The sequence below is a fragment of the Bradyrhizobium sp. USDA 4474 genome (assembly GCF_054057515.1).
The window spans coordinates 3,374,332-3,398,272 of record NZ_JBSRZJ010000002.1; the positions used below are offsets into that span (position 1 = coordinate 3,374,332).

Annotated in this window: 21 protein-coding genes and 3 pseudogenes; 14 read left to right on the top strand and 10 right to left on the bottom strand. The window is 63.4% G+C overall.

The annotated features are described in order from the left end of the window. The first annotated feature begins 32 nt into the window (after positions 1-32). Complete coding sequence (gene dnaQ, locus ACVW16_RS17840) at positions 33-749, top strand: DNA polymerase III subunit epsilon (RefSeq protein WP_456700445.1); 717 nt, start codon at positions 33-35, stop codon at positions 747-749. On the opposite strand, the gene secB is transcribed toward dnaQ, so the two are convergent. Then, complete coding sequence (secB, locus tag ACVW16_RS17845) at positions 746-1,231, bottom strand: protein-export chaperone SecB (RefSeq protein WP_456700446.1); 486 nt, start codon at positions 1,229-1,231, stop codon at positions 746-748. The genes dnaQ and secB overlap by 4 nt on opposite strands. A 410-nt stretch (positions 1,232-1,641) precedes the next feature. Between secB and ACVW16_RS17850 the strand changes: the two genes are divergently transcribed. From ACVW16_RS17850 to ACVW16_RS17860, 3 genes are read left to right on the top strand one after another with little or no spacing between them, the layout of a single operon-like run. Next, a complete protein-coding gene (locus ACVW16_RS17850; protein WP_456736820.1) occupies positions 1,642-2,346 on the top strand; it encodes a Tim44/TimA family putative adaptor protein in 705 nt (234 codons plus the stop codon). Next, positions 2,324-3,832, top strand: a complete 1,509-nt coding sequence (gene mltA / locus ACVW16_RS17855; RefSeq protein ID WP_456736819.1) for a murein transglycosylase A — start codon at positions 2,324-2,326, stop codon at positions 3,830-3,832. Before ACVW16_RS17850 ends, mltA begins: the two co-directional genes overlap by 23 nt. Continuing rightward, positions 3,829-4,416, top strand: a complete 588-nt coding sequence (locus tag ACVW16_RS17860) for a Smr/MutS family protein (RefSeq protein ID WP_456736818.1) — start codon at positions 3,829-3,831, stop codon at positions 4,414-4,416. The genes mltA and ACVW16_RS17860 overlap by 4 nt, the downstream gene beginning before the upstream one ends. 86 nt (positions 4,417-4,502) lie before the next feature. On the opposite strand, the gene ACVW16_RS17865 is transcribed toward ACVW16_RS17860, so the two are convergent. The 4 genes from ACVW16_RS17865 to hslV all read right to left on the bottom strand — a co-directional run bounded on the left by ACVW16_RS17865 (position 4,503) and on the right by hslV (position 8,434). Beyond that, positions 4,503-5,627 (bottom strand): hypothetical protein, encoded by a 1,125-nt coding sequence (locus ACVW16_RS17865; protein WP_456736817.1) that lies wholly within the window; start codon positions 5,625-5,627, stop codon positions 4,503-4,505. Positions 5,628-5,732: 105 nt separating this feature from the next. After that, the gene (gene hslU / locus ACVW16_RS17870) at positions 5,733-7,037 is read right to left on the bottom strand and encodes an ATP-dependent protease ATPase subunit HslU (protein ID WP_456700451.1); all 1,305 of its coding nucleotides are present in this window, start codon (positions 7,035-7,037) and stop codon (positions 5,733-5,735) included. 52 nt (positions 7,038-7,089) lie between these two features. After that, positions 7,090-7,692 (bottom strand): DUF2585 domain-containing protein, encoded by a 603-nt coding sequence (locus ACVW16_RS17875; RefSeq protein ID WP_456705120.1) that lies wholly within the window; start codon positions 7,690-7,692, stop codon positions 7,090-7,092. Between the two features lie 181 nt (positions 7,693-7,873). After that, complete coding sequence (gene hslV / locus ACVW16_RS17880) at positions 7,874-8,434, bottom strand: ATP-dependent protease subunit HslV (RefSeq protein ID WP_456700452.1); 561 nt, start codon at positions 8,432-8,434, stop codon at positions 7,874-7,876. A gap of 201 nt (positions 8,435-8,635) precedes the next feature. Here hslV and hisB point away from each other — a divergent pair, with 201 nt between their 5' ends. From hisB to coaA, 7 genes and pseudogenes are all read left to right on the top strand, one after another. Then, positions 8,636-9,229, top strand: coding sequence for an imidazoleglycerol-phosphate dehydratase HisB (hisB, locus tag ACVW16_RS17885; RefSeq protein ID WP_456700453.1), 594 nt, complete (start codon positions 8,636-8,638; stop codon positions 9,227-9,229). A 69-nt stretch (positions 9,230-9,298) separates the two neighbouring features. Further along, a complete protein-coding gene (locus ACVW16_RS17890) occupies positions 9,299-9,829 on the top strand; it encodes a DUF2628 domain-containing protein (protein ID WP_456736816.1) in 531 nt (176 codons plus the stop codon). Then, complete coding sequence (gene hisH, locus ACVW16_RS17895) at positions 9,826-10,476, top strand: imidazole glycerol phosphate synthase subunit HisH (RefSeq protein WP_092232381.1); 651 nt, start codon at positions 9,826-9,828, stop codon at positions 10,474-10,476. Before ACVW16_RS17890 ends, hisH begins: the two co-directional genes overlap by 4 nt. Beyond that, positions 10,473-11,210, top strand: a complete 738-nt coding sequence (gene hisA / locus ACVW16_RS17900) for a 1-(5-phosphoribosyl)-5-[(5-phosphoribosylamino)methylideneamino]imidazole-4-carboxamide isomerase (RefSeq protein ID WP_456736815.1) — start codon at positions 10,473-10,475, stop codon at positions 11,208-11,210. Before hisH ends, hisA begins: the two co-directional genes overlap by 4 nt. A gap of 3 nt (positions 11,211-11,213) precedes the next feature. Continuing rightward, on the top strand, positions 11,214-11,990 hold the full coding sequence (gene hisF / locus ACVW16_RS17905) for an imidazole glycerol phosphate synthase subunit HisF (RefSeq protein ID WP_456700455.1): 777 nt from the start codon (positions 11,214-11,216) through the stop codon (positions 11,988-11,990). Positions 11,991-12,067: 77 nt separating this feature from the next. Next, a pseudogene (locus ACVW16_RS17910) lies at positions 12,068-12,395 on the top strand (phosphoribosyl-ATP diphosphatase). A gap of 21 nt (positions 12,396-12,416) precedes the next feature. Continuing rightward, on the top strand, positions 12,417-13,373 hold the full coding sequence (coaA, locus tag ACVW16_RS17915; protein WP_456700457.1) for a type I pantothenate kinase: 957 nt from the start codon (positions 12,417-12,419) through the stop codon (positions 13,371-13,373). A gap of 456 nt (positions 13,374-13,829) precedes the next feature. Here the strand turns inward: coaA and ACVW16_RS17920 are convergent, their stop codons facing one another. The 3 genes and pseudogenes from ACVW16_RS17920 to ACVW16_RS17930 all read right to left on the bottom strand — a co-directional run. Further along, complete coding sequence (locus ACVW16_RS17920) at positions 13,830-16,055, bottom strand: ATP-binding protein (protein WP_456736814.1); 2,226 nt, start codon at positions 16,053-16,055, stop codon at positions 13,830-13,832. 120 nt (positions 16,056-16,175) lie between these two features. Further along, positions 16,176-16,643: a hypothetical protein gene (locus ACVW16_RS17925; protein WP_456736813.1), complete on the bottom strand. Its 468-nt coding sequence runs from the start codon at positions 16,641-16,643 to the stop codon at positions 16,176-16,178. A gap of 97 nt (positions 16,644-16,740) precedes the next feature. Then, a pseudogene (locus ACVW16_RS17930) lies at positions 16,741-17,646 on the bottom strand (YifB family Mg chelatase-like AAA ATPase); the annotation flags it as partial. A 54-nt stretch (positions 17,647-17,700) separates the two neighbouring features. On the opposite strand from ACVW16_RS17930, the gene ACVW16_RS17935 reads away from it, so the two are divergent. After that, a complete protein-coding gene (locus ACVW16_RS17935) occupies positions 17,701-19,359 on the top strand; it encodes a recombinase family protein (RefSeq protein ID WP_456802379.1) in 1,659 nt (552 codons plus the stop codon). Positions 19,360-19,454: 95 nt separating this feature from the next. Continuing rightward, positions 19,455-20,426 carry a ParB/RepB/Spo0J family partition protein gene (locus tag ACVW16_RS17940; protein WP_456802380.1) on the top strand — a complete coding sequence of 324 codons (972 nt, stop codon included), beginning with the start codon at positions 19,455-19,457 and terminating at the stop codon, positions 20,424-20,426. 1,386 nt (positions 20,427-21,812) lie between these two features. Here the strand turns inward: ACVW16_RS17940 and ACVW16_RS17945 are convergent. Together ACVW16_RS17945 and ACVW16_RS17950 are read right to left on the bottom strand one after the other, a co-directional pair. Next, positions 21,813-22,544, bottom strand: a complete 732-nt coding sequence (locus tag ACVW16_RS17945) for a hypothetical protein (RefSeq protein WP_456802381.1) — start codon at positions 22,542-22,544, stop codon at positions 21,813-21,815. A 283-nt stretch (positions 22,545-22,827) separates the two neighbouring features. Continuing rightward, a pseudogene (locus tag ACVW16_RS17950) lies at positions 22,828-23,469 on the bottom strand (magnesium chelatase domain-containing protein); the annotation flags it as partial. A gap of 214 nt (positions 23,470-23,683) precedes the next feature. On the opposite strand from ACVW16_RS17950, the gene ACVW16_RS17955 reads away from it, so the two are divergent. Continuing rightward, positions 23,684-23,929 (top strand): PilZ domain-containing protein, encoded by a 246-nt coding sequence (locus ACVW16_RS17955; RefSeq protein ID WP_092232357.1) that lies wholly within the window; start codon positions 23,684-23,686, stop codon positions 23,927-23,929. Positions 23,930-23,941 lie beyond the last annotated feature (12 nt).

A 23,941-nucleotide genomic window follows, 5' to 3' on the forward strand; every position in this document is an offset into this window, starting at 1 on the left:
TGTCCACACCGGCATCTCAGATCTCTTAGAACATGCGTGAAATCGTTCTCGATACCGAAACCACCGGCCTCGATCCGTTGCGCGGTGATCGCCTGGTCGAAATCGGCTGCGTCGAGATTTTCAATCGCATGCCGACGGGACAGACCTATCACGTCTATATCAATCCCGAGCGTGACATGCCGGCGGAAGCCTTCGCGGTGCACGGGCTGTCGGCCGAATTTCTCTCGACCAAGCCGCTGTTCCACGAGGTGGTCGACGATTTTCTGGCCTTCATCGGCGACGCGCCGCTGGTGATCCACAACGCCTCCTTCGACATCAGCTTCATCAATGCCGAGCTCGACCGGATCAAGCGCGCCGCGATCCCGCGTGAGCGGCTGGTCGATACGCTGCTGCTGGCGCGCCGCAAGCATCCGGGCGTGTCGAACCGGCTCGACGATCTCTGCTCGCGCTATTCGATCGACAATTCGCACCGCACCAAGCACGGCGCGCTGCTCGATTCCGAGCTGCTGGCGGAAGTCTATGTTGATCTGGTCGGGGCGCGGCAGTCGCAGCTCCTGCTGGCATCGGAAGCCCAGGAGATTCGCGTGAATGCCGGCAGCGATACACCGCGGCGGCAGCGGCCCGTGCCGCTTGCGCCGCGGGTGTCAGACGCCGAGCGCGAGGCCCATCGGGCCTTCATCGCGACGATGGGCGAAAAGGCGATCTGGAACGAGTTTTTGCCCGCTCCAGCTGCCACGCCTGCTGGTTAGGCCTGGCCGACCTGGCCACCGGCGGCCATTTGCCGTTCCATGTTCTGGCGATACAGACCGACGAAGTCCACCGGGTCCAGCATCAGCGGCGGGAACCCGCCGTCGCGCACCGCCGTTGCGATGATTTCGCGGGCGAACGGGAACAGCAGTCGCGGGCACTCGATCATGACCAGCGGGTGCAGGTTCTCCTTCGGCACATTGGCAATGCGGAACACGCCGGCATAGGCGAGCTCGAACGAGAACATCACCTTGCCCGCGGTTTCGGCCTTGCCCTCGACCGCCAGCGTCACCTCGAACTCGGTTTCGCTGAGGTTGCTGGCGTTGACATTGATCTGGATGTTGATCTGGGGCGGCTGGCTCTGCTGCTGGAGCGAGCTCGGCGCGTTCGGATTTTCGAACGAGAGGTCCTTGGTATATTGCGCCAGCACGTTGAGCTGGGGAGCCTGGGCCGCGTCGGGAGGCGTGCCGTTACCGTTGGTCATCAAAGTGTCTCCTTACCCGATTTGGGCTGAATTTCGCGGCGGTTGGCTAACATAGGCCCGCCTCATTCCACAAGGACGAACGGCTCCAAAGCCTCGATCGGGGCCGCGCCCGCAATTGCGACATCTGACCTGCCCCGGACACGAAATCGGACGTTAAACGCTTGAAGATGCGCGATTTCCGCCTAGGATCGGGTTTCCCCTCGAGCATAAAACGCGCTACACTTCGCACTGTGCCAAAAGGCGCCATTGGCCGGGCCAGATTTCGTGCCTACATCGGGCGGACGTGACGCGCGGGCCTAAAAGGGTGATGTCATCTTGCCGTTCCGGTATGGAACGGTCTACTGGCCGGATTGATTTTTCCGGCAGCGACCCCAGAGAAGACCTGAGTAAAGACCAGAAAGCGATACGACGTGGACATCTACACCATCATCTTTCTTGCGCTGGCGGTCTTTATCTTCCTGCGACTGCGTAGCGTGTTGGGCCAACGAACCGGCAATGAGCGGCCGCCGTTCGATCGCACGGCCCGCAATGCGCTGGGTGGTGCCCCCGACAAGAACGTCGTGACCATGCCGGGCAAGGTAATCGACCAGTCTCCGCTGCCGCCGACCGCCGAGCCCGCCCCGCCCTCCGACCGTTGGAAGGGCCTCGCCGAGCCAGGGACCGCGCTGGCCCAAGGCCTCGACGCCATCGTCGACAGGGATTCCACTTTCGACCCGCGCCATTTCATCTCGGGCGCCCGTGGCGCTTACGAGATGATCGTGCTGGCCTTTGCCAATGGTGATCGCCGCGCGCTGCGCGACCTCTTGTCTTCGGAGGTCTATGAGAGCTTCGACGCAGCCATCAGGGAACGCGAGAAGAACGATCAGAAGACCGAGACGCGTTTCGTCTCGATCGACAAGGCCGAGCTCGTCGGCGCCGAACTGCGCGACCGTACGGCCCAGCTCACCGTGCGCTTCGTGTCGCAGATGATTTCGGTGACCCGCGATAAGGTCGGCAACATCGTCGACGGCAACGCCGACAAGGTCGCCGATATCACCGACATCTGGACTTTCGCCCGCGACACCACCTCTCGCGATCCGAACTGGAAGCTGGTTGGCACCGGAAGCGCGAACTAGGACCTTCCTGAAGACCAGCGCGACCGCCCTTTGCGCAGGTCTCGTCGTGCTGGCTTCGTTTTCGCTTGGCGCCGAGGCTGCACGGCGCCACTACCGCAGCCATTACCGTCACGTTCCCGAAGTGGCCGCGATCCCTCCGCGCGCCTTGCCCTATCCGCAGCTCCCTCTCCCGTTCGAAATTCCCGGCGCGCAATATCTGCCGGTGGCCTGGGCCGACGTGAAGGGCTGGGGCGATGACGATCATCTCGCCGCCTACAAGACTTTCCGCGCCAGCTGCCATTCGATCAATGCGCAGACCGCTCCGCCCGAGCCGAAAGCCTTGGCCGGCTCGCTGATTGAACCCTGCCGAGCCGCCAAGTCGCTCGACAAGTCACGCGAGCCGACCGACGACGCGGCCGCAAAGAGCTTTTTCGAGGCAAACTTTTCGCCGCTGCGCATCTCGCGGCTCGGCGAGCCCGACGGCTTCGTCACCGGCTATTACGAGCCGGTGCTGGACGGTTCGCGCACCCAGACCGACGTTTACAACGTTCCGGTCTATCGTCGTCCCTCGAACCTGTTCGTGCGCGGCTTCAACCAGGCCTCCGTCAGCCTGCCCAACAAGGGACCGGTCTATCGCAAGATCGGTCGCCGCAAGCTGGTGCCCTACTACGACCGTGGGGAGATCGAGGACGGCAAGATCGCCGGTCGCGGGCTGGAGATCGCCTGGCTGAAGGACCCGACCGATCTGCTGTTTGCCCAGATCCAGGGCTCGGCGCGGATCAAGTTCGACGACGGCAGCAGCATCAGGCTCAATTACGATTCCTACAACGGCTATCCCTACACGGCCGTGGGACGCATCCTGATCGAGCGCGGCATCATTCCGAAGGAAGAGATGTCGATGCAGAAGATCAGGGAATGGATGGCGCAGAACCCTGATGGTGCCAAGGAGCTGCGGCGCCAGAACCGCTCCTACATCTTCTTCCACGAGGTCAACCTGTCCGACAAGGACGAGGCGGTCGGCGCGCAGGGCATCCCGCTGACGGCCGGCCGTTCGATTGCGGTCGACAAGTCGCTGCATGTCTATGGCACGCCGTTCTTCATCGAGGGCGAGCTGCCGCTCGAGTCCGATCGCGCCAAGACGCCGTTCCATCGACTGATGATCGCGCAGGACACCGGCTCGGCGATCATCGGTCCCGCCCGCGCGGATCTCTATTTCGGCGCGGGCGCTGACGCCGGCCGCGTCTCGGGCCGACTGCGGCACCCCATGCATTTCGTGATGCTGGTGCCGAAGAGCCTCGATCCGAATTTGCGCGCTGCGCGGCTGCCGGTGCCGGATCCGCGGCCGTCGGAGAAGATCGCAAAACTGTTTCCTCAGCCGGCCGTTTCAACGCCGGTCAAAGACGAGACCGTGGCCATTGCCGGCCCGGTGCCGCTGCCGTCGCCGCGTCCTGTGATAGAACCTGCCCGCGAACCGCGCAGGCATATGAAAAACCGTTCCCAGCAATGAAGCGATCGTCCCGTCCGCCCGTGCTGGAGCCGCGTCCCCCACGCCGTCGTGTGCTCACCGAGGAAGATCGCGAGCTGTGGGAGCTCGTGGCAAGGCAGGTCAAGCCGCTGCGGAAACATCGCGCGACGAAGCTGCACGCCGCGCCGCGCGCCGAGCCGTCGCCGGTATCGCCGGCTGCCAAGCCCGCGCTGTCGCCGCGGCTGTCGGCTGCTCCGCCCGCGCTGCGTCCATCGAAGCCGGCGATGCCGCCGCTCGCCCCGCTCGGCAAGCGCGAACGGACGAAGCTGTCGCGCGGCCGCAGCGAGATCGAGGCACGGCTCGATTTGCACGGCATGACTCAGATGCGCGCTCATCGCGCCCTGACCGGCTTCCTTCATCGCGCCCATCACGATGGCCTGACCTTCGTGCTCGTCATCACCGGCAAGGGCCGCAGCGGCGGTGAAAGCGGCGTGCTCCGCCGCCAGGTGCCGGAATGGCTGAGCCTGCCGGAATTTCGTGCCTTCGTGGTCGGGTTTGAAGAGGCTGCAATCGGCCATGGCGGCGAGGGTGCGCTGTATGTGCGGATCAGGCGGGCGCGATTTTAGTGGAAACGAGCGAGCCCCGGGGCTCCTCTTGCCGCTCCCCGCAGGCGGGAGAGGGGGCGCACCGCCTATGTGGCTACTTATGACTCCTAAAACGGCCGGACGATGCCGACGCGCGGGATCAGCGTGATGATCAGGCCGAAAATATTGGTCTTCTTGTCCTCGGCCGGTATCAGCGGCGTCTCGTGCTTCGCCGGCAGCATCTTCACAGCGTGCAGGATCAGGACCATGCAGACCGCCCAGCTCGACATCCAGCGCGAATAGTCGAACACCATCGCGAACATCACGACATAGCCAAGGCTGACGCCGATCAGCGCCGCGACGATCAGGCGTCGGTGCAGATCGCTCGCCAGTGCGCGGATCAGATCGGACAAATAGCGCCACAGCGGCGTGTGCAGCCAGATCAGCAGCGCGAACACGGGAATGCCGAGGCTGTTATGCGGCAGCCAGGCCCAGGTGTCGGAAATCTCCTTCGAGAGCGGCTGGTACCAGATATAGGCGAATTGCAGCAGATCGGTGCGCGAGGGATCGACCATCCGGGTCTTCAGATAGGCCACGAAATCCGCTTCGGGGATCGGCATCGTTCCGAGGAACTGGGCCGCGAAGAACAGCGCGGAAACGGCGACGACGGCCACGACGCCAAACCCGATGTTGGTCCGGTTGCAGCCGTAGGTCAGGTAGTGCCTGATCACGACGATGGTGATGATCGTCGGCACATACATCAGCAGATGGATGTGGTGGATCAGGACGAGGATGATCGAGAACAGCGCCGCCGTCGCCACGAACAGCAGTGACCGCGCCGGCATCAGCAGCAGGACGAGCGCCAGCAGGCAGCCATAGATGTCGAAATGCCCGAGCGTGTGCATGAAGTTCTTGAGAAAGTACGGCGAGCCCGCGATGAAGACGAAGAGCGGCAGCGTCTTGGCGGTGAAGCCGAACGTCTTCTGGAACAGCCTGAGATAGAGTCCCAGCGTCACCAGCCACGCCGCGCCTGAAATCGCGAATACCAGCCAGACCGGCACCTTGTCCGTAAACAGCGCGACGATCGCTCCGATCAGCGCGCGCTTGATGAAGCCGAAATGGTAGTCGACGAGCAGATGGATATAGGGGACGTAAGGCGGCAGCTTCACCTTGTGGATGAACACGCCGACGATCACCGCCGCGTTGATCGCGAGCAGCAGCCGCCAGGGATTTTTCTTGAGGTCAGCGATCACGTGGCACCCGCGGCGGGTCGAACTCCGCCGTCGTCTCTGGCCTGGTGTGCAATTTCGCACCAGGCCAGGGACGACAGTGGGATTGATAGCTGGACTGGCCCGGATTTACAAAATGAACCGGCTCAGATCGGCGTTCTTGGCGAGGTCGCCGACGTGTTTCTGCACGAAATCGGCATCGACCCGAACGGTCTCGCCGTTGCGGTCGGGGGCAGTGAAGGAGATCTCGTCCAGCACCCGCTCCATGACCGTCTGCAGCCGCCTTGCGCCGATGTTCTCGACGGTGGAATTGACGGCGACGGCGACGTCGGCGAGCGCGTCGATGGCGCTGTCGGTGATGTCGAGCGTCACGCCCTCGGTATGCATCAAGGCGACATATTGCTTGATCAGCGAGGCCTCGGGCTCGGTCAGGATGCGACGCATGTCGTCGCGAGTCAGCGCCTGCAGCTCGACGCGGATCGGCAGGCGGCCCTGCAATTCCGGCAGCAGGTCGGACGGCTTGGCGACGTGGAAGGCGCCAGAGGCAATGAACAGGATGTGGTCGGTCTTCACCGCGCCATGCTTCGTCGACACCGTGGTGCCTTCGATGAGGGGCAAGAGATCGCGCTGCACGCCTTCGCGCGAGACATCGCCGGCGGCGCGGCCTTCACGGGCGCAGATCTTGTCGATCTCGTCGAGGAAGACGATGCCGTTGTTCTCGACCGCGCTGATCGCCTCCAGCGTCAGCTGATCGGTGTCCAGCAGCTTGTCGGATTCCTCGTTGACGAGGATCTCGTGCGAACCCTCGACCGTCAGCCGCCGCGTCTTGCTGCGGCCGCCCAGCTTGCCGAAGATGTCGCCGATCGAGATCGCGCCCATCTGCGCGCCCGGCATGCCCGGGATCTCGAACATCGGCATGCCGCCGCCTGACGACTGCGTTTCGATCTCGATTTCCTTGTCGTTGAGCTCGCCGGCGCGCAGCTTCTTGCGGAAGGATTCCCGGGTGGCCGAGCTGGCATTGGCGCCGACCAGCGCATCGAGCACGCGCTCTTCGGCTGCGAGCTGGGCGCGGGCCTGCACGTCCTTGCGCTTGCGTTCGCGCACCTGGGCAATCGCAACCTCGACGAGGTCGCGCACGATCTGCTCGACGTCGCGTCCGACATAGCCGACCTCGGTGAACTTGGTCGCCTCGACCTTCAGGAATGGCGCATTCGCGAGCTTGGCAAGCCGTCGCGCGATCTCCGTTTTGCCGACGCCGGTCGGCCCGATCATCAGGATGTTCTTCGGCAGCACTTCCTCGCGCAGCGAGCCCGTGAGCTGCTGCCTGCGCCAGCGGTTGCGCAGCGCGATCGAGACGGCGCGCTTGGCGTCGGTCTGGCCGACGATGAAACGGTCGAGTTCGGAAACGATTTCGCGGGGGGAGAAGTCTGTCATGGGACCCTAGCTAGGATTGGAAACCGGCGGGGACAAGCCGCTTTTTTGACTGTCAAATGATCGGCGGACCGGATTGCCATTGCTTCACGGCCTCGACCGGATGAATGAGCATCAGGACGTTGAGCGTCAGATTGTCGCGAATATGCAGCGCCAGCATGATCTCGAAGGCAAGCCCGAGCGCGACGGTCGCCGTGACGGGCAGCACGCGTGCGGTGAGGAACCCCAGCACCATGAACAGCGTGTCCGAGACCGAATTGACGATGCTGTCGCCGTAATAATCCAGCGAGATCGTACCGGCGCGGTAGCGTTCGATGATCACAGGCGAATTCTCGACGATCTCCCAGGCGCCCTCGATCAGCATCGCGATGATCAGCCGTGCGGGCCGGCCGAGCCGCCGCGACAACAAGAGCCACGTCAGTCCATAGAACAGGAAGCCGTGGAGGACGTGCGAAAAACTGTACCAGTCGGCGAAGTGCTGGGAGTTCTCCGAACTGTTCACCACGCCGTGCCACAACTTGACGTAGCCGCAGGTGCAGATCGGCACCCGGCCCATCGCGAACAGGATCGAGGCCTGCAGCGCCAGCAGCAACAGCGCGATTCCGACCCAGTAGGCCGCGGGGATCGCCGTCCTGGTGCTGGCGGGCGCGAGGATCATGCCCAAAGAGCGGTGCGCTCCCTCTCCCGCTTGCGGGAGAGGGTTGGAGAGAGGGTGTCTCCGCTCGCGAGGGCCGCCAAGAGGCGAGAGCCCCCACCCGCGCCTTCGGCGCGACCTCCCCCGCAAGCGGGAGAGCTTAGACCGAGCGCGCCGCTACGCTGTTCATCCATCGATGGATCCTTCAACCGGCCGTCAGCGCTTCGATGGTGACGTTGCGGTTGGTGTAGACGCAGATATCGGCGGCGATGTCGAGGGAGCGGCGGACGATGGCCTCGGCGTCCTTGTCGGTGTCGACAAGGGCGCGGGCCGCGGCCAGCGCGTAATTGCCGCCGGAGCCGATCGCCATCACGCCGGCCTCGGGCTCGAGCACGTCGCCGGTGCCTGTCAGCACCAGGGAGACGTCCTTGTCGGCCACGATCATCATGGCCTCGAGCCGGCGCAGGTAGCGGTCGGTGCGCCAGTCCTTGGCCAGCTCGACCGCGGCCCGGGTCAATTGTCCCGGATATTGCTCGAGCTTGCTCTCGAGCCGCTCGAACAGGGTGAAGGCGTCGGCGGTGGCGCCGGCAAAGCCACCGATGACGTCGCCCTTGCCGAGTTTCCGGACCTTTTTGGCATTGGACTTGATCACGGTCTGGCCGATCGAGACCTGGCCGTCGCCGCCGACCACGACCTTGCCGCCCTTGCGGACCGTCAAAATCGTGGTGCCGTGCCAGACCGGCGAGCTGTTCTGCGAATCTTGCATCATAACCCTCATTGTCCTGGCTGATTTAGGCGGTCATGGCCGAGGGGACAACAGGCGCACAACGGCCGTTCCGGGCCGAATTCGCTCACCATAGGCAGAAGTAGAGGCCCGGTCAGCCGTTCCCGCAGTAGCGAAGGCGTCATTTGGCTGTTAAGAGACTGGCGTTTTCGGCTCCCAAGCTAGGATGAAAGCCAGCTTTCAATGCGCACCGCGACGATCAAGCGCAAGACCAAGGAAACCGACATCGAGGTCAGCGTGAACCTCGATGGCTCCGGCGTGGCCAATATCGCGACCGGCATCGGCTTTTTCGACCATATGCTCGATCTCCTCGCCCGCCATTCCCGCATCGACCTCACGGTCAAGGCGGTGGGCGATCTGCACATTGATTATCACCATACCACCGAAGACACCGGCATCGCGCTCGGCCAGGCGATCAAGCAGGCGCTCGGCAACATGGCGGGCATCACCCGCTATGCCGGCGTGCACATGCCCATGGACGAGACGCTGACGCGTGTGGTCATCGACATTTCGGGCCGCCCGTTCCTGGTGTTCAGGGCTGACTTCCCCCGCGACACGATCGGTCAGTTCGACACCGAACTGGTGCGCGAGTGGTTCCAGGCCTTCGCCATCAACGCCGGCGTGACTCTGCACGTCGAGACCCTATATGGCGATAACAGCCACCATATCGCCGAGTCCTGCTTCAAGGGCCTGGCGCGGGCGCTGCGCACCGCGGTTGCGATCGATCCCAGGACGGCGGGCGAAATCCCGTCCACCAAGGGCTCGCTCGGCGGCTGACATCGCCGTCTCGGCGGCCACGCGCTGCCGGCGGCATTGAGTTGAATTCTCGAGCACGGGGCATCGAAAATGCCTGTCTACACAGTTCACGCTCCCACCCCAGGCGGGGTCGATCTGCGCGCGACCGACAAATTCGTGTTCGTGCGCGACGGATTCCATTTCTGGGCGATGGTGTTCGGTCCGATCTGGCTGCTCTGGAACAGGCTTTGGCTGGCCCTGATCGGCTGGATCGTGTGTCTCGCCGCGTTCGATGCCGGGCTATCCAGCCTCGGTGTCGGCCGCCGCTCGATCTTCTTTGCCAACATCATCGTCGCACTGCTGATGGGCTTCGAGGCCTCGAGCCTGCGCCGCTGGACGTTGTCGCGCGGCAATTGGCGGCAACTCGACGTCGTGGTCGCCGACGATGAGGACACCGCCGAGCGTCGCTTCTTCGAGCGCTGGAGCAAGTCACAGCGCGGCATCGTCCATGATCGATGGGCCGTCGACCGCGGCGGCCCGCCGCCGACCCGGAACGTGCCGGGCCAGCCATTTTCCAGCCCGCCTCCGATGCCGGCCGGCGGCATCATAGGATTGTTTCCAGAACCGGGAGGGTCAAGATGAGCGTCGCCATCATCGATTACGGTTCCGGGAATCTGCATTCCGCCGCCAAGGCATTCGAGCGTGCCGCGCGCAGCCTCGAAAATCCGCAGAAGGTTTTCGTCACCAGCGATCCCGATCAGGCCTATGAAGCCGATCGTCTGGTGCTGCCGGGCGTCGGCGCCTTTGCCGATTGCCGGCGCGGGCTCGATGCGGTCAACGGCATGGTCGAGGCGATCACGGAAGCCGTGCGCGTCAAGGCACGGCCGTTCTTCGGCATCTGCGTCGGCATGCAGCTGATGGCAAGCCGCGGCAAAGAGCATGTCGTCACCGAAGGCCTCAATTGGATCGGCGGCGACGTCGAGAAGATCACGCCGCGCGATGAAAGCCTGAAAATCCCGCACATGGGCTGGAACACGCTCGACGTGCTGCAAGAACATCCGGTGCTGAACAAGCTGCCGCTCGGCCCCAAGGGCCAGCACGCTTACTTCGTGCACTCCTACCACCTCAACGCCGCCAACGAGGCGGACGTGCTCGCGCGCGCCGATTATGGTGGTCCCGTCACCGCGATCGTCGCGAAGGACACCGCGATCGGCACGCAGTTTCACCCCGAGAAGAGCCAGCGTTTTGGCCTGGCCCTGATCTCGAACTTTTTGCGATGGAAACCGTGATTCTCTTCCCTGCCATCGACCTCAAGAACGGCCAGTGCGTGCGCCTCGAGCAAGGCGACATGGCGCGCGCGACCGTGTTCAATCTCGATCCCGGCGCCCAGGCGCAGAGTTTCGTCGCGCAGGGCTTTGAGTATCTCCACGTCGTCGATCTCGACGGCGCCTTCGCCGGCAAGCCGGTCAATGCGCAGGCAGTCGAGGCGATGCTGAAGACGATCAAGATTCCGGTGCAGCTCGGCGGCGGCATTCGCGATCTCGCGACCGTCGAGGCCTGGCTGGCGAAGGGCATCACGCGCGTCATCATCGGCACGGCGGCGGTGCGCGATCCTGAACTGGTCAAGGCTGCAGCCAAGAAATTCCCAGGCCGTGTCGCCGTTGGCCTCGATGCGCGCGACGGCAAGGTCGCCGTCGAAGGCTGGGCCGAGACCTCGCAGGTGACGGTGCTGGAGATCGCGCAGCGCTTCGAGGATGCCGGTGTTGCCGCCATCGTCTTCACCGATATCGCCCGCGACGGCCTGCTCAAGGGCCTGAACCTGGACGCGACGATTGCGCTGGCAGACAGCATCTCGATCCCCGTGATCGCCTCCGGCGGCCTCGCCTCGATCGAGGACGTCAAGGCGATGCTGACGCCGCGCGCGAAAAAGCTCGCCGGCGCGATTGCCGGCCGCGCGCTCTATGACGGCCGGCTCGATCCCGCCGCCGCCCTCGCCTTGATCCGCGACGCGCGCAGGAGCTGACACATGTTCAAGGTGCGCGTGATCCCCTGCCTCGACGTCAAGGACGGCCGCGTCGTCAAGGGCGTCAATTTCGTCGACCTCAGGGACGCCGGCGATCCCGTGGAGGCCGCGATCGCCTATGACGCCGCTGGCGCCGACGAGCTGACCTTCCTCGATATCACCGCGACCCACGAGAACCGCGGCATCATGCTGGACGTGGTCCGGCGCACGGCGGAGGCCTGCTTCATGCCTGTGACCGTCGGCGGCGGCGTGCGTGAGGTCAACGACATCAAGACGCTGCTGCGCGCGGGCGCCGACAAGGTCTCGATCAACAGCGCCGCGGTGTCGCGGCGTGAGTTCGTCAAGGAAGCCGCCGAAAAGTTCGGCGGGCAATGTGTCGTGGTCGCGATCGATGCCAAGCGGGTGAAGCGCCCGGGCGGCTCCGAGCGCTGGGAGATCTTCACCCATGGTGGCCGCAACGCGACCGGCATCGACGCCATCGAATATGCCCAGGAAGTGGTCGCGCTCGGCGCGGGTGAAATTCTGCTCACCTCGATGGACCGTGACGGCACAAGGCAGGGCTTTGACATTCCGCTGACCCGGGCGATCGCCGACAGTGTTCCCGTTCCCGTGATCGCCTCGGGCGGCGTCGGCAATCTCGACCATCTCGTCGACGGAATCCGCGACGGACGCGCCACCGCCGTGCTGGCCGCCTCGATCTTCCACTTCGGGGAATTCACCATTCGTGAAGCCAAGGAGCATATGGCCCGGCGCGGACTACCCATGCGCCTGGATGCCTGACGACTCCAGGTCATAAAAGTGCTACATCATCCGCGGGGACTGGCCCAACCGGCCAGACGGCGTTTCGAGTGTTCAGTATGCCGCGTTTCACGATCCACGATCTCGCCGTCACCATCGAGGCCCGCGCGGCCTCCGGTGGCGAAGGCTCATACACCCGCAAGCTTCTCCGACAAGGGCGCCGAACATTGCGCCAAGAAGTTCGGTGAGGAAGCAGTCGAAACCGTGATCGCAGCAGTCGAAAACGATCGCGCGCATCTGATCGCGGAGAGTGCCGACCTGCTCTACCATTTTCTTGTGCTGCTCAAGGCGCGCGGCGTAAAGCTGGAAGAGGTCGAAGCCGCGCTGGACAAGCGGACGAACATGTCCGGGTTGGAAGAAAAGGCGTCGCGTAAAAACGGCAACTAGCCGAGGTGGAGAGATCGCGTCATGGATATCCGCGCACCGGAGCAGCAGTATAATCCATACCGCATCTATACGCGCGAGCAGTGGGCGCGACTGCGCGACGACACGCCGATGACGCTGGAGCCGGGCGAGTTCGACCGGCTGCGTTCGCTGCATGATCGCCTCGATCTCAAGGAGGTCGAGGACATCTATCTTCCACTGTCGCGCCTGCTCTCGATCTATGTCGATGCGATGCAGCGCCTGTATTACGCCGAACGCCAGTTTCTCGACATCCGCGACCGCAAGGTGCCCTACATCATCGGCGTCGCCGGCTCGGTCGCCGTTGGAAAGTCCACCACCGCTCGCGTGCTCCAGGCGCTGCTGGCGCGATGGTCGCCGCGGCCGAAGGTCGAGCTGATCACCACCGACGGATTCCTCTACCCGAAGGCTCTGCTGGAGCAGCAAGGCATCCTGCAGAAGAAGGGTTTTCCCGAGAGCTACGACCTGCCGCTGCTGCTCAACTTCCTGTCCGACATCAAGTCGGGCCGGCGCCACGTGCGCTCGCCGGTCTATTCGCATTTGACCTACGACATCGTGCCGAACGAATGGGCGGAGATCGACCAGCCCGACATCCTGATCGTCGAGGGCGTCAACGTGCTGCAAACCGGCAAGCTGCCGCGCGACGGCAAGGCGGTGCCTGTGGTTTCCGACTTCTTCGACTTCTCGGTCTATATCGACGCCGACGAGGCGGCGCTGCGGCGCTGGTACATCAAGCGGTTCCTGGCACTGCGCGACACCGCGTTCACCAACCCAAAGTCCTACTTCAACCGTTATGCGCTGCTGTCGGACGAAGAGGCCACCGCGACCGCGACTGCAATCTGGGAGCGCACCAACCTTGCCAATCTCGAGGACAACATCTTGCCGACCCGTCCCCGCGCGACGCTGATCCTGAAGAAGGGCGCGGATCACGCGGTGGAAAGCGTGGCGTTGAGAAGGCTGTAGGCGCGGTGGCCGCGGCCCTTGAAATTTCGGGCCGAGTATCTTTTGTTACCGACCGACGAAGGGTATTCAGCTATGGTTCCGAAAACGCGAGGGCCTCCATGGTTGATCGTCTCAGAAGCGCAGCGGAACAGCTCGAAGCACCGACGTGCCCGGACTGCCATATCGAAATGAGATGGTACCGCTCAGAACTCCTGGCCGACGAACCCACCCCTGTGATCGCCCATCTTTTCGTGTGCCCCCATTGCAAGCGCGCGGCGCAGGCAGATACCGTGTTCAAGGGCACCAGACCGTCGCCTGACAGGCTTTCGGCACCGCGGTTTCTTGCCGCTTAGCCTAGAGCATGATCCGGAAAAGTGTGAAGCGGTTTTCCGAAAAGATCGTGCTCAAACAAGGAGCTGAAGCGCGATGACGATTCGACCCGATCTCATCGCGCTTTAATGGCACTGTCGATCCCAGCTACACCGCCAACTGCCGCGTCCGAGCCAGCCCGGCCAGCGCCTCGTTCAGCTTCTCGCGATCGAGCGGCTTGATCAGAAATCCGTTCATGCCCGCCTCGAAGCAGGCGGAGCGATCTTCCGCCAGCGTGTTCGCGGTGAGGGCGAGGACCGGTGTGTGGTGGCGGCCGGTCGCAGCCTCGTGCGCGCGGATGCGCTTGGTTGCCTCGATGCCGTCGAGCTGCGGCATCTGGATGTCCATCAAGACCAGATCATAGGGGCTGCCGGCAGAGTTGGCCGCCAGCCAGGATTCCAGGGCGGCCTCGCCATGAACCGCGATGGCGACTTGGTGACCGAGCTTGGTCAGCAGCGACCGCATCAGCATCGCATTGATCTCGTTGTCCTCGGCGACCAGGATCGACAGGCCGCCAGCCGGCATTCTGCCAGGCGCCGGCTCGACCGGCTCCGGCGCGAGGTCGGGCGAGGCGACGTCCGGTGTCAGCGCGAGACGTGCGGCGAGCGAGGCTGCACGCAGCGGCTTCACCAGGAAGCCGGTGAAATCAGGCGAGAGCTTGTCGTGGCGCGAGCTCGGCGTCAGCAGCACCAGCCGCTGCGCCGCATGGGCGCGGGCGGCCTCGCCGAGGCGATCGGCCACATCAGGGCCGAGCGCGCGGTCAACCAGTACAGCATGCCACGAGCGCTCCGGCAGCAGCGCTTCGGCCACCGCCGCATCCGTCACCAGGCAGGTCTGGCCGCCCCAGCGTTCCAGCCGCCGCGCGATCAGCGACGCCTCGATGCCGTCGGCCACCAGCAGGATCGACTTGCCGGTGAGGTCCGGGTTCGGAAACGCGGTCCGTCCGGCGTCGGCTTGCGAGGGCGCGAGTGGAACCGCGACCTCGAAGGTCGAGCCTTTGCCGGGTTCGCTCTCCAGGGTGATGCGGCCGCCCATGCGCTTGACGATGCGCTCGCTGATGGCAAGGCCCAACCCGGTGCCGCCATAGGTGCGGGAGACGCGGTCGTCGGCCTGTTCGAACTCGCGGAAGATACGCGACTGCGCTTCCGGCGCGATCCCGATGCCGGTGTCGCGGACCAGGAGGCTGATCTCGTTCGGCCGGATGCCTGGCTCGACGATCAGTGCGACGCCGCCTGATGCGGTGAACTTGATCGCATTGCCGGCGAGGTTGAGCAGCACCTGGCGCAGCCGTGCGGCATCGCCGGTGACCTCGAGCGGCAGTCGCTCGTCGACGTAAGCCGCGATCTCGAGGTTCTTCGCCTGCGCGCGCGGCGCCAGCAATTCGGTGACCTCTTCGATCAGGGTCGAAAGCGCAAACGCGCGCTGCTCGAGATCGAGCTTGCCGGCTTCGATCTTGGAATAGTCGAGCAGCTCCTCGATCAGCGCCATCAGCGCTTCGCCTGATGTCTTCACGGCGCGGGCGTAAGTCGCCTGCTCCGGCGTCAGATTGGTGTCGAGCAAGAGGCCGCTCATGCCGATGATGCCGTTGAGAGGTGTGCGGATCTCGTGCGAGGCCATTGCGAGGAAGCGCGATTTGGCACGGTTGGCGGCGTCGGCCTGGTCGCGGGCGTCGGCCAGCGCGCGTTCGGTCTCGGTGCGATCGGTGACGTCGCGGCCGACGCTCTGCAATTCGGCGGGCTGGCCGGCATCGAGACGCACAAAGCCTTCGCGCCAGGCGATCCAGCGGGCGCCGAGCGGGGTCGAGATCCTCTGGTCATGGATGCGCGTGCCGTTGCTCTCGCGCGCGCTGTCGCCCTGCTCCAGCACGTCGAAGTCGAACCGCGTGCCCACCAGCGCGCTGCGCGCCTGTCCGGTCAGCGCGCAATAGGCGTCGTTGGCGAAGGTGATGCGGCCCTGATCGTCGCGCAGCACGATGAGATCGCCCTGCTGCTCGAACAGGCTGCGCGCGCGTTCTTCGGCTTCCTTCAGCTCCCAATTTCGGTCGATCAGTGCCTCGTTATGGGCCGCGAGCTTGCGCATGCGCTTGTTGACGAAGCGCAGCCGCATGCTGAGCGTGGCAAGGCCAAGGCAGGCCAGTGCGAACAGGAAGCTCGCACCGATCGCGAAAGTATTGGGATCGTAGCCGGAATTTTCCGAGCGGCTGCCGGTGACGAAGCCGTAGGCACCGCCGAACGTCGCCGAGAAGATCATGAAGGAGCGGATCGCGAAGGCGACGCGCGGATGCTGTCGCCTGAAGCGGCGCATGTGCACCTTGATCCGGAACGTCCGACCCATCGCCACCGACCCTTGTCCGAAACCCGCAACCGCCATGCGCGACGATGTCTTGACCACCTTGCGAACAGCTTGAGGCTTTGGGGTCGCCTCGAAACAGGGTTGACGAGGTGTTAACGTCTCTTAGAGCGAAGCGGCCTGGAGATGGTGGTGGCCGCCGCGGGCCCCGACGATCAAGGCTGCGGCTTCCCTCTGCGAGAACGTCTTCGAGCGCACATAGATGCGGTAATCGGCCGGGCCTTCGCTGCCGAGATAGATCGTGGGGCGGTTGCCGCCGCCTTGCCCTGCTATGGCGACCAGCTGCGTGGACGGATTGCCCTGGCAGGCGCCGGGCTCATCGCTTTCGCCATCGTCGACGACGGCAAAGTCGGCCGCGTCGGCGTCGTCGGTGATCTGCACCCGCACCGTCGCCTGCGCGGGATCGTCGGTGAAGGCGATCTGGACGCCGGCGGTCCAGAACAAGGAGGTGAGCTCGACGGAGGTATCGCCGACGGCGACGCAAGGGTGCGAGATCGATCCGATCTCGTTGCGGGCGAATACCGCAGCCGCCAGCAGGGGAACCACCGAGGCCAGGATCTTGAAACGCAACATGACACGCTACTCGCCGGGCCCTTACAGGAACGTTTGGGCCTCATGGTTTGCAGATCGTAAAGGAAACTCGTTACCGCCGGGTTGACGCGCGGGATGATCACGCCGGCTGGCGCACATCCTCCGCGAGTGCGCGGTAGGACAGCGCCTCGGCCAGATGCAGCCGGCCGATCTTGTCAGCGTTGTCGAGATCGGCAAGCGTGCGCGCCACCCGCAGCACGCGGTGATAGCCGCGCGCCGACAGCCGCATGGTATCGGCAGCATCGCGCAACAGCTTTTGACCCTGCGCGTCCGGTTTGGCGATGTCTTCGAGCACCGCGGCCGGTGCCTCGGCATTGGTGCGCACCTTGGGCAGGCCGGCTTCGGCATAGCGTGCGCGCTGGATGTCGCGCGCCGCCGCCACGCGCGCCGCGACCTCGGCCGAGCCTTCCGCCGGCGGCGGCAGGATCAGATCGGCGGCGGTGACGGCCGGGACCTCGATGCGCAGATCGATCCGATCCATCAGCGGGCCGGAGATGCGGGCCTGGTAATCGCCGGTGCAGCGATCGACGCGGCCGCGCTTGCAGGCATAGCCCGGCTCGAACGCATTGCCGCAGCGGCAGGGATTCATCGCCGCGACCAGCATGAAGCGGGCAGGGTAGGTGACGCGGTGATTGGCGCGCGAGACCGAGACTTCGCCGTTCTCCAGCGGCTGGCGCAGCGAATCCAGTACGCGCGGATCGAACTCGGGCAGCTCATCGAGGAACAGCACGCCCTGATGCGCCAGCGAGATCTCGCCGGGCCTTGCGCGCGCGCCGCCGCCGGTCAGCGCCGCCATGCTGGCGGAATGATGCGGCGAGCGGAACGGCCGCCGCGACGTCAGGGCGCCGCCTTCGATCTCGCCGGCGACGGAGGCGATCATCGAGACCTCGAGCAACTCGCCCGGCGACAGCGGCGGCAGGATCGAGGGCAGCCGCGCCGCGAGCATCGATTTGCCGGCACCGGGCGCGCCGATCATCAGCATGTGATCGTCCCAATGACCAATTAAACGCATCACCCAATTCTGGGGACGAATACTAGTATGAAGCACATCCCAATGCCCGCAGCCGGTCAGGCGCTCCTGCCGGACGTCAAGCGGCAACCCAAAGCCTACAGCTACAAACGCTTCTCTACGCCAGCTCAAGAGAAGGGAGACAGCCTGCGGCGACAGACCGCTATAGCGCAGGCGTGGGCTGACCGCGTGGGTGTCCCTCTCGACACCGAATTGAACCTCACCGACCGAGGCGTATCCGCGTACACAGGTGCCAACAGGGACGTTGGAAACCTTGGCGCGTTCCTCAAGGCGGTGGAGGAGGGCAGTGTACCGAAAGGCTCATGGCTGCTCGTCGAGAGCCTTGACAGGTTGAGCCGTGAGCCAGCGGCGGACGCTTCATTCGAGATGCAGAAGATTATCCGCGCGGGCATCACCGTGGTTGATCTGTCGGACAACGGCGGGCTTGGGCGCGAATACAACATGGAGACACTGCGCAGCCAAGACGGCCTGATGCACCTCATCGCAATGGTACTCTCTTTCGCACGCGGCAACCAAGAGAGCGCAGTGAAGGGTATGAGGGTCGCGGAGAAGTATGCCGAGAAACGCCGCGTCTTTGCCAGTGAGCAGAAGCTCAGCAAGCCGTACACCAAGCGGCTCCCCGCGTGGATACGGTGGAGTGATGAGACAACGGCCTATGAGCTTATCGAGGACAGAGCGGAACGGCTGCGCTGGATGTTTGAATTGGCCGACGACGGCGAAGGGGCCCACAGCATTGCAGCACAACTCAATGAGGCCGGGGTGGACACATGGGGTGCCGGCGGGTGGAAGGGTAGATACTGGCATCGATCCTATATCCGCAAGCTCCTAACCAACAAGGCGGCCATTGGGGTCTTTGTGCCCCACACGGTGCGAAAGATTGAGGGCAAGCGAACCAAGGAACGGACACCGCAACAGCCTATCCTGCACCGCTTCCCTGCCGCCGTAGACCGCGAACTGTTCGAGCGGGTGAATGCCCGCATGAGCACCACCGGGGCAAGAGGCAAGAACACCAACGCCCCGGTGCGGTCCATTTTTGCCGGCGTGCTCAAATGCAGGTACTGCGGCGGCACTGTAACCCGGGTCAACAAAGGGCAGCATGTCTATCTCGTGTGCTCGGCTGCGCACGCGAAGTCAGGCACATGCAAATACGAAAGCGTCCCGTACCGCGATGCCGAGGGGGAGATGCGCCGGGTAATTTACCAAGTCTTGGAGGGAGCTCCCCGGGGCAATGACACCGCAGAGATGGATGAGAAGATTGGGCAGCTGCGTGCGGCGATTGATGCAGGCCAGGACAGGGCACGCGAGCTATTGGAGCTGACTATCACCGATAAGAGCAGGGTGGCGAAGCAGGCCCTGAACGCGGCTGAACAGGAGCTTGAGGAGACAACAGAGAGCCTCCGCAAGATGCTGGAGCGGCGGAACACCGTGACCAGCACCAACGTCAAGCTACGGCTGGCAACAGTCGAGAAGGCGTTCACAGGGGGGACGATAGACACCGAGGAGGCCAACAAGGCGCTGCGGGGCGCGGTACGCAAGATGGTCATACGGCCTGCCGAGGGAGCCTTGGAGATACAATGGCACCATGCCGACAAGGCGCAGGAAGTGGCGTTCATCACCAGCCGGTTTGACTGGGACGCCAATCAGATTGGAGAGGCGCCGGAGCAATAGCTAGTAGCTAACACCAACGCCGACCGTGCCCGATGAGCTTCGGTGCGGCCACCGGCACTAATCAGATTTGAAGAGCATGGGCGAGAAGGCGCGGAATGAAGCAGCAAAACACCAAGACCAAAAAGAACAACGACCCGTGGGAAACCACCATTGGAAGACGCCGCATCCGCATTGCAGACATCAGGGAGCCGAGCGACAGCAGGAAGACGGCCAAGCAACTCCAAGCCGATATTGAGCAGGCAGGGCCCGCCACCGTTGAGCCCGCTGAGCGCACCGTGGCGCGTGGGGACATCCATGTTGCCGAGCGGGTGTTCCAGTGGAGGGATAGCGATCAATGGGACCGCCGTAATCACATCCACCGGCTAGCCAAGGCGATCAAAGAACAGGGCAAGCCACTGCCGCACCTGTTAGTCCTACCCGTAGGGCAGCGCTTCTACGTCATTGATGGGCACCACCGCCTAGCGGCTTACGACACCGCAGAGTGGACCAAGAGAATACCAGTCAGGGTCTTTCCGGGGGACCTAACTACGGCGCGACTGCTGGCGCTCTCCTGCAACGTTAGAGACAAGCTTCCGATGACGACCAAGGCCAAGAGCGATGCCGCTTGGCAGATAGTGAAAGAGAACCTCGGGGGACTTACTGCACAGGAGATTGCTGACCGTACAGCCGTATCGCTGCGGCAAGTGAAGTACATGAAGGCGGCTTGGAAGGAGCTACCAGCAGCGTTAGCAGCGGCAGCGAAGGCAGCCGGGAAGGAGCCCGTTGACCCCATGGAGCTGACGTGGGCTCAGGCGAGAGACGTATGCCAAGGGAAAACGGCAGCGGCGTTCACTGATGAAGAACGGGAGACATGGAAGCAGCGGAAGGCGCAAGAAATGGTGGACCTGATCCAGAGGACCAACGTGGCCGCAGGGATCTTGAAGGACATGGAGGTCACGGCGCTGGCCTTGCAAATGCTCGACGGGGGCCTCCCGGCAGCACTAATGGAACAATGGGCCGGTGACTACTCGGATGAGATTGAGGAACTAGCAGCCCGCATTGCCATGCCAGACAACGACCCCTTTTAGGCGTGCAAATACTAGGAGTGCAATTTGCACCGTTGGAACGTGGGCACTGGCGGGAATATCAGGAGATTTCTGAAACAAAAGCAATATCTTAGCCAAAATAGGACCGATTCGGTCGTATATGTACACACGGCTGATGATCGAGCTTTAGGCGGAGCGTAAACTGCCCTGCCAAACCCCTCCCTGTGGCCCCTAGGGAGCCCGTGGATACGCTTAATGCCAGGGGGGTCCCACAAGCGGTTAGGTCGGATTTGCTCCCGAGGGAGTCCGCAGGGCCCCTAGGCGACTTCACGCTCTTGTGGGGCTGACTTCTCGGATCGTAAGCTCAGTCAGGGCAATGGCATCAGTGACGCCTTGTCGCTGAAGATCGACCATTTTCCTTGCCACGAGAGCGCAAAGTGGGTCGTCCCGGTCTACCAAGCCAATTTTCTGGATGGCGTGCCTGAACGCGACATCCAAGACATGCTTCTGTTGTGGAGTAAGTTGAACGTCTCCGAGCAATCGCGATATCGGCATAGCCGTGCTCCCATTTTGAGTAGGCGGGAGCGCAATCAGTCTCTCAGTCACCGAAAGTAGCCACGTTCCGGGCGGTGATGCGAATACAATGCGCCTCTCTCGGGGAAGTTGCGAGTCCAAAGTTAACTTAGGACACTAACCGGACACGAACAAATCAGGAACAAAAAGACTCGACATGCCAATATAGGGGATAACCGAGGGCGTGGCGCCAGCGAATCCAAAGGAGGGTGGTAAACAGAACAGGTCGGAAACGACTCAGTCGGGAGTGATCCTCCCCACCGGAGACGAGAGCGCTGTGAACGGGGCGCTGTCGTGCGGCCCGGGGAAGTGGAGCCCAGTCTCCACGGGATCACAGCAATGGCCCGTCCAGCGTCGTGTCCGATCCACCAGCCGGTGGCCGTGTGCGAGTATGTCCGCATTCGGTTCGGCAAAGTGGAGTACGTGCGTGCACACTGCCGGAGCCTCCCGAGCCGATAAGGCAGGGAAGGACTCCAGCAGCTTCTAGTAGGAGGTTCCTTAACGGAGCCGTTTGGGGTCATCTGGTCGCCACCGGGTGACCCCCTTCCTTTTCCAAGGACGGCCCGTCAGGTAAAATTATCGTACGCTGATTTGGTGCCACATAACAATCGGTAGCGCTCAAGCAGAACTCTTTGAAATCCTTGAGGACCAGCAGAACGATCCACAGGATAGTTAGGCCAAAGTGGCGTACGTGACCTCAGCGAACCACACCGCCCTGTTCAATCAGGCAGAGGCCCAAGGCTTTAGGGGCTCCAAAAAAGACCGCCAAGGGGCCGTAGCCCAAAGGGGGCCCCGGCGCGAGGGCGATGAAGCGCGCACCTTGGGACGCTGGCCCTTCAGCCCCTAAGCGAGTGATTACCCGCGCGACCTGCGCTGCATGTAGCACGACGCCGTGCCACCGAAGCCCAAACTAAACTCGCCCCATTCGTCAGTTCGGTCAACCGCTTCGTCGAACTCTGAAACGCGATAGTTTTCCCACAGCGTCATCATGAGCGCGGAGTTGATGCTCATCTGCGCATTCTTGTAATCGTCATTGTTGGGATCGCCCGTGGTGAGATACCAAGCGAGGGTTGAGAGAAATCCGGCAAGTGCGGAGAAGCCCAAGAAGCGCGCCCAATCGATCTCCACATTTGTGTGCACTTCGGGAAGTGCGTCCGTGTAGTTGTAGCGGGGTGAAATTTCCAGCCTGCCGACGCGGGTTTGGTTGAAGAAAATTGCGAAACACCGCCCGAACGTGGGACCGTCGGAGTGATTAACGCCTAGGCTGACACACCCCTCCGGCAAGTCTTGTAGGCGAAAGCGGCTGGCGACGAACTCATTTGCCAGCCATCGGTTCACGACGTTCGCGAACTCCATGAAGTCAGCAAAGAAGAGCCGGTCGCCATCGCGAACCATTAACGAGAAATCGCCTCCGGCGGCCTCTGGCGGATCGTGCTTGGGGACGATGGGATCGCTGCGCCATAGCGCGGCAGCCGCCTTCTTCTTTAGCCGAGGGCCTCGGTGGGATTTGCTCGCCACCAACCGCCATAACGAAAGGGTGGCAATAGCGTTTATCACCACAATAATGGTCAACACCTCGTAGCTCATTGTGCCCCCAGAACGTGCCCTCGCGATGGATGTTAGCACACGAAAAGAATAGGAGCTGAAGCTCGGCAAGGGCGAAAAGCCCTACAGCCCCAAAGTCGTCGGGCAGCCAATAAAGCTGCCATCCAATTTGGTGCGACTGCCCCGCTGGTGCGAGTTGGGCGGATGGCAGAGGCCCTTTAGCTCCAAAATTTGAAGCCGAGGGGTGGGGATAATCGAGGAGGGGGCCCCATACGTAGAAAGGGACCCGTAAATTTCCCAGGGTTTCCCATTGACGAAATCACCTGAGCAAATGATGCCCGCCGGCAGCTGCGATCTCCAGCGCCCGCTTGGCGCTCTCCTGGCCCTTGATGTCGCGCAGATCGAGCGGCGAGCTTGCCGCTTCATGCACTTTCGGCACCGGCCGCGACAGCACCTGGGTGCCCTTGAAATGGTTGGCGATCTGGATCAGCGAATGTGCGGCGACGATCTGGATGTCAGGGCTCGCCCACGCGGCCTCCGATCCGCAGGCCGCGGGACAAATCAAGCCCTCCTCGCGCACATTGGCCCCGATCGCAGCGGGCAGAACACCGGCCACAGGCGCGATCGACCCGTCGAGGCCGAGCTCGCCAAGCACGGTGAAACCGGTCAGCGCATCCGGCGGGATCGCGCCGATCGCCGCCATCAGGCCCAGTGCAATCGGCAGGTCGTAATGGCTGCCTTCCTTCGGGACGTCGGCAGGCGCGAGATTGACGGTGATCCGTCGCGCCGGCAGCGCCAGCCCCGAGGCGATCAGCGCCGAGCGAACCCGCTCGCGCGCCTCCGACACCGCCTTGTCCGGAAGACCGACAATGGCGAACGCGGGCAGGCCGGGCGCGACCTGCACCTGCACGTCGACCGCGCGGGCCTCGATCCCTTCAAAGGCGACTGTCGAAACCCGCTGGACCATACGCTGCCCCCTCGCACAGCTTGGGGTAGCAGAGCCCGACGATCCTGGCAAGAACAATACGGGAACGGCGGGCGGCGCCGATCCCTAACCGGTCGTAAACAGGCTCCAGACACTACGCCTCGAATGCGAGCGGCTCTCCTCAGCACATTCCAACGAATGTCCGATACTCCTGAGCCTGCGGGATGGGCCGTGATCCAACGGGTGAACAATTCAAATGCTTGCAAATCGCCGGAGAAGCGAACGACGGGTGTGCACCAGGCTTGCCAAGATCCATTTTGGCGCCGGCTCGCTGCCACGGGACTGCACGATCACTGACATCTCGGACGGAGGTGTGAAGGTCGTGGCGGAATTCATCGAGGTGCCGCCGCAATTCACCATCATCTTCGCGCCGGATTATTCCCGTCAGTGCCGCCTGCGCTGGCGCATCGGTTGCGAATTCGGTGCGGAATTTACCGACTGAGCCCAACAGGGG

Bases quoted from the DNA above. Each gene is read 5' to 3' on its own strand.
- ACVW16_RS17920 (WP_456736814.1), bottom strand. From the start codon at position 16,055: ATGGGTCGGACGTTCCGGATCAAGGTGCACATGCGCCGCTTCAGGCGA.
- coaA (WP_456700457.1), top strand. From the start codon at position 12,417: ATGGATATCCGCGCACCGGAGCAGCAGTATAATCCATACCGCATCTAT.
- ACVW16_RS17945 (WP_456802381.1), bottom strand. From the start codon at position 22,544: ATGAGCTACGAGGTGTTGACCATTATTGTGGTGATAAACGCTATTGCC.
- ACVW16_RS17860 (WP_456736818.1), top strand. From the start codon at position 3,829: ATGAAGCGATCGTCCCGTCCGCCCGTGCTGGAGCCGCGTCCCCCACGC.
- hslU (WP_456700451.1), bottom strand. From the start codon at position 7,037: ATGACAGACTTCTCCCCCCGCGAAATCGTTTCCGAACTCGACCGTTTC.
- hisB (WP_456700453.1), top strand. From the start codon at position 8,636: ATGCGCACCGCGACGATCAAGCGCAAGACCAAGGAAACCGACATCGAG.
- ACVW16_RS17935 (WP_456802379.1), top strand. From the start codon at position 17,701: ATGAAGCACATCCCAATGCCCGCAGCCGGTCAGGCGCTCCTGCCGGAC.
- hisH (WP_092232381.1), top strand. From the start codon at position 9,826: ATGAGCGTCGCCATCATCGATTACGGTTCCGGGAATCTGCATTCCGCC.
- hisF (WP_456700455.1), top strand. From the start codon at position 11,214: ATGTTCAAGGTGCGCGTGATCCCCTGCCTCGACGTCAAGGACGGCCGC.
- ACVW16_RS17955 (WP_092232357.1), top strand. From the start codon at position 23,684: ATGCTTGCAAATCGCCGGAGAAGCGAACGACGGGTGTGCACCAGGCTT.
- dnaQ (WP_456700445.1), top strand. From the start codon at position 33: ATGCGTGAAATCGTTCTCGATACCGAAACCACCGGCCTCGATCCGTTG.
- ACVW16_RS17925 (WP_456736813.1), bottom strand. From the start codon at position 16,643: ATGTTGCGTTTCAAGATCCTGGCCTCGGTGGTTCCCCTGCTGGCGGCT.
- ACVW16_RS17875 (WP_456705120.1), bottom strand. From the start codon at position 7,692: ATGATCCTCGCGCCCGCCAGCACCAGGACGGCGATCCCCGCGGCCTAC.
- hslV (WP_456700452.1), bottom strand. From the start codon at position 8,434: ATGCAAGATTCGCAGAACAGCTCGCCGGTCTGGCACGGCACCACGATT.
- secB (WP_456700446.1), bottom strand. From the start codon at position 1,231: ATGACCAACGGTAACGGCACGCCTCCCGACGCGGCCCAGGCTCCCCAG.
- ACVW16_RS17940 (WP_456802380.1), top strand. From the start codon at position 19,455: ATGAAGCAGCAAAACACCAAGACCAAAAAGAACAACGACCCGTGGGAA.
- ACVW16_RS17890 (WP_456736816.1), top strand. From the start codon at position 9,299: ATGCCTGTCTACACAGTTCACGCTCCCACCCCAGGCGGGGTCGATCTG.